Genomic DNA, 4,290 nt, shown 5'->3' with positions numbered 1-4,290 from the left:
GCACGATGAGGACCGCGACCGTGCGAGAGGCCTTCCCATATGCTCCGCCAAAGGCCTGATTGGTGAGAACGACTGCTGCCTTGGCCGGCCGGTCAGAGATACGTTTATCTCCGTCCGGCCATGGCCGCTCGGACAGCGAAGGCTTAAGCTGAGTCGCAGGAATGTAGATCGGGAAGGGGCCCGCCCCGATCGGCCGGGTCGTGCAACCGGTAGCTTCATTCCACACCGCCTGACGCGGCGGCAGTGCCGGATCGAACTCAACGTACACACCGCCGCTACTGAAACTTGCTGGCAAAGTTGGCACGATCGCGTCATATTCCGGATAGATCCCCGTCAGCTCCAGCGCCTCGATCTGCGCCTGGGTGCGGCCGGCGTTGAAGATGCCGGAGCAGAGGAATGCCGCCTTGTAGCCGGCGGCGAGCGCGCGCTGGTAGGGCGTGGGTTCGGCGGCGTGGGCGGGGGTGGCGAGCGCCAGAACACCACAGGCCAATGCGCCCCAAAACCGTTCGCTTCGAGCGAAGTCGAGAAGCGACCTTGGCGCAGGTGGACACGCGTTTCTCGACTGCGCTCGAAACGAACGGAGTTTATGTGCCAGATCACCCACGCTTCCCACGCCGCAATTCCTCCCAATAGGCCAGCCGTTCCGCGACTCGCTTTTCGAAGCCGCGGTCGGTGGGCTCGTAATAGCTCTGGGGCGCCATGCCTTCGGGCCAGTAATTGTCGCCGGAAAAGCCTTCATCCGTGTCATGGTCGTATGCGTACCCCTTCCCATAGCCGAGCTGTTTCATCAGCTTCGTCGGTGCATTGACGATGTTCATCGGCGGCATCAGCGATCCGGTCTCCTTCGCGCTCCGCCACGCCGCCTTCTGCGCCCTGTACGTCGCGTTCGATTTGGGCGCGGTCGCGAGATAGAGGCAGGCCTGCACGATCGCGAGCTCGCCTTCGGGCGAGCCCAGGAAGTCGTACGTGTCCTTGGCGGCAAGGCATTGCACCAGCGCCTGCGGGTCGGCGAGGCCGACATCCTCGACCGCCGCGCGGACGAGGCGGCGGAGCAGGTAGAGCGGCTCCTCCCCGGCCACCAGCATCCGCGCCAGATAGTACAGCGCCGCCTGCGGGTCCGATCCGCGGATGCTTTTGTGAAGCGCCGAGATCAGGTTGTAATGGCCCTCGCGATCCTTGTCGTAGACGGCGACGCGGCGATGGAGCAGCGCCGACAGGCCGGCGGGATCGAGGGGACCGTCGAGTTCGACCGAAAACAGCGTCTCCGCCTGATTGAGCAGGAAGCGGCCGTCGCCATCCGCGCTTGCGACGAGCGCGTCGCGCGCGTCGGCTGTCAGCGGCAGCGGGCGGCCTTCGGCCTCCTCCGCGCGGTCCAGCAGCGTGCAGAGCGCCTTGGCGTCGAGGCGGTGGAGGATCAGCACCTGCGCCCGGCTGAGCAGCGCCGCGTTCAGCTCGAAGCTGGGGTTCTCGGTGGTCGCGCCGACCAGCGTGACGGTGCCGTCCTCGACATAGGGCAGGAAGCCGTCCTGCTGGGCGCGGTTGAAGCGGTGGATCTCGTCCACGAACAACAGGGTGCGCTGGCCGGCGGCGGCGTGGTCGCGGGCGGTCGCGAAGACCTTGCGCAGGTCGGCGACGCCCGAGAACACCGCCGAGATCGCCTCGAAGCGCAGCCCGACCGCGTCGGCAAGCAGGCGTGCGATCGTGGTCTTGCCGGTGCCGGGCGGACCCCAGAGGATCATCGAAGACAGACGGCCGGCCGCGACCATCCGCCCGATCGCCCCATCGGGGCCGGTCAGATGCTCCTGCCCGACGACATCCTCCAGCCGGCGCGGCCGGAGCCGGTCTGCCAGCGGCGCGGAGTCGGCCGGATCGGGAGTGAAGAGGTCGGGCATGCGCCTGCAATGGTTAGGCAAAAGTGAGGCTTAGAGCGAGGGCTTGACCAGAACCTTTCAAGATATATCTTAGCGCGTCTTAGAAGCATCGGAGTGAGTCGAAATGTTCTTTTCTTACGGGAACCACGGACATGAGCGCGGCTGCGGGTCGCGGCACGGCAGCTGGCGGCGCGGGCCGTTCGAGTTCCGTTGGGAAATCGGCGGCCATCATGGCGGCGGGCGCGGCCGCAGGCGCCGGATGTTCGACGGCGAGGAGCTGCGGCTGGTGCTGCTGAAGCTGATCGCCGACCAGCCGCGCCACGGCTACGATCTGATCCGGGACATCGAGGAACGCACCGGCGGCGCCTATGCGCCCAGCGCGGGCGTGATCTACCCCACCCTCACCATGCTGGACGACATGGGGCTGATCGAGGCCGTGTCCGAGGGATCGCGCAAGGAATATGCGGCGACCGAGGCCGGCCGCGAGCATCTGGCCGAACGTGCGGAAGAAGTGGATGCGTTGTTCGAGCGGCTCGAAGCGCTGGGCGAGGAACGCTCCCGCGTCGACCGTGCACCGATCCGCCGCGCGACGGCGAACCTGTTCAGCGCGCTCCAGCACCGGATGTCGCGCGACGACATGACGCCCGACCTGCTCCACAAGGCAGTCGCGATCATCGACGAGGCGGCGCAGAAGATCGAACGGCTCTAAGGCGCCGCTCAGGCCGCTTTGTCGGATTCCGGCCTGTCTTCCCCGCCGTCCGAAACCCCGGCACCGGTGATCGCACGGGAGGTGGCGACGCGCTGCGCTGCCTCCCCGATCAGCCGGTCGTTCTCGGCGATGTGATCCCGCAGCACCTGCTGCCGTCGCTTCACTTCGCCGACGGTAACGTCGTCGTCATGCATCTGCCTAACCTGGATTTACCCCTGGTGCGGGATAACGGCATCCTTCGTATACGGTTCCCATAAATTCGACGAACCGAGCATCTCCTCACCCAATCGCGTTTTGGGACACCGTTCAGCAAATTTTCACGCGCATCCGACAAAAGGCTTTGCTATCAAGAGGTCCGGCCGGGGGGCCGAACAGTTTCGAATCAAAGGGCGGGGGGAAGAGCCAGGAGCCGTCCTTGAACGTACATAACCCGCGCGAGTTCGCCGAACGGCGCCAGCTCGTCAGTGCGCTCCGCAGCCTGAGACGGGGCGATTTCTCGGTCCGGCTGCCCGAGGACGATCCCGATTTCGACGGCGAGATCGCGACGCTTTTCAACGAAGTCGTCGCGATGAATCAGGAAATTACCGGCGAGTTCGAGCGCCTGTCGACCGTCGTCGGTAAGGAAGGCAAGATCACCCAGCGCGCGCGGGTGCGTGGCGCGATCGGAGGCTGGGAAACCAAGCTGCGCGCGGTCAACGAGCTGATCGACGACATGGTGCAGCCGACCGCCGAGGTCAGCCGCGTCATCGGCGCGGTGGCGAAGGGCGACCTGTCACAGACAATGGCGGTCGAGATCGACGGGCGGCCTTTGCGGGGCGAGTTCCTGCGGATCGGCAAGGTCGTGAACACGATGGTCGAGCAGCTCGCCTCGTTCGCGTCCGAAGTGACGCGCGTCGCGCGCGAAGTGGGCACCGAGGGCAAATTGGGCGGCCAGGCGCAGGTGAAAGGCGTCGCCGGCACATGGAAAGACCTGACCGACAACGTCAACGCGATGGCGACCAACCTGACGGGTCAGGTCCGCAACATCGCCGAAGTCACGACCGCCGTCGCCTCGGGCGATTTGTCCAAGAAGATCACCGTCGACGTGAAGGGCGAGATTCTGGAGCTGAAGAACACCGTCAACACGATGGTGGACCAGCTGAACTCGTTCGCGTCGGAAGTGACCCGCGTGGCGCGCGAAGTGGGCACCGAAGGCAAATTGGGCGGCCAAGCGCGGGTGGAAGGCGTCGCCGGCACCTGGGCCGACCTGACCGACAATGTGAACCTGATGGCCGACAATCTGACCGGCCAGGTGCGCAACATCGCCGAAGTGACGACGGCGGTGGCCTCGGGCGATCTTTCCAAGAAGATCACGGTCGACGTGAAGGGCGAAATCCTGGAGCTGAAGAACACCATCAACACGATGGTGGACCAGCTGAACGCGTTTGCAGGCGAGGTGACCCGCGTCGCCCGCGAGGTCGGCACCGAAGGAAAGCTGGGCGGTCAGGCGCAGGTGCCGGGCGTCGGCGGCACTTGGAAGGATTTGACCGACAACGTCAATCTGATGGCCGACAATCTGACCGGCCAGGTGCGCAATATCGCGGAAGTGACGACGGCGGTGGCGCTGGGCGACTTGTCCAAGAAGATCACGGTCGACGTGAAGGGCGAAATCCTGGAGCTGAAGAACACCATCAACACGATGGTGGACCAGCTGAACGCGTTTGCAGGCGA

At 65.3% G+C, this 4,290-nt stretch carries 4 protein-coding genes and 1 pseudogene; 2 read left to right on the top strand and 3 right to left on the bottom strand.

Features of this window, described 5'->3' with window-relative positions; all coding sequences use genetic code 11:
* Window positions 1-490: pseudogene (locus VFT73_RS03660) on the bottom strand (serine hydrolase); the annotation flags it as partial.
* A gap of 106 nt (window positions 491-596) precedes the next feature.
* Window positions 597-1,892, bottom strand: a complete 1,296-nt coding sequence (locus tag VFT73_RS03655; RefSeq protein ID WP_326408798.1) for a replication-associated recombination protein A — start codon at window positions 1,890-1,892, stop codon at window positions 597-599.
* Window positions 1,893-1,995: 103 nt separating this feature from the next.
* Between VFT73_RS03655 and VFT73_RS03650 the strand changes: the two genes are divergently transcribed.
* Window positions 1,996-2,580, top strand: coding sequence for a PadR family transcriptional regulator (locus VFT73_RS03650; RefSeq protein WP_326408797.1), 585 nt, complete (start codon window positions 1,996-1,998; stop codon window positions 2,578-2,580).
* An 8-nt stretch (window positions 2,581-2,588) separates the two neighbouring features.
* Here VFT73_RS03650 and VFT73_RS03645 read toward each other — a convergent pair whose 3' ends face one another.
* Window positions 2,589-2,774, bottom strand: coding sequence for a hypothetical protein (locus tag VFT73_RS03645; protein ID WP_326408796.1), 186 nt, complete (start codon window positions 2,772-2,774; stop codon window positions 2,589-2,591).
* A 221-nt stretch (window positions 2,775-2,995) separates the two neighbouring features.
* On the opposite strand from VFT73_RS03645, the gene VFT73_RS03640 reads away from it, so the two are divergent.
* Window positions 2,996-4,290: HAMP domain-containing protein (locus VFT73_RS03640; protein WP_326408795.1), on the top strand; the 1,295-nt coding region annotated here is incomplete at its 3' end.

This window comes from Sphingomonas sp. (assembly GCF_035758555.1).
Classification (GTDB): Bacteria; Pseudomonadota; Alphaproteobacteria; order Sphingomonadales; family Sphingomonadaceae; genus Sphingomonas_B.
Note: the sequence above shows the minus strand (reverse complement) of the source record. Positions and strands in the feature narration are given on the sequence as shown.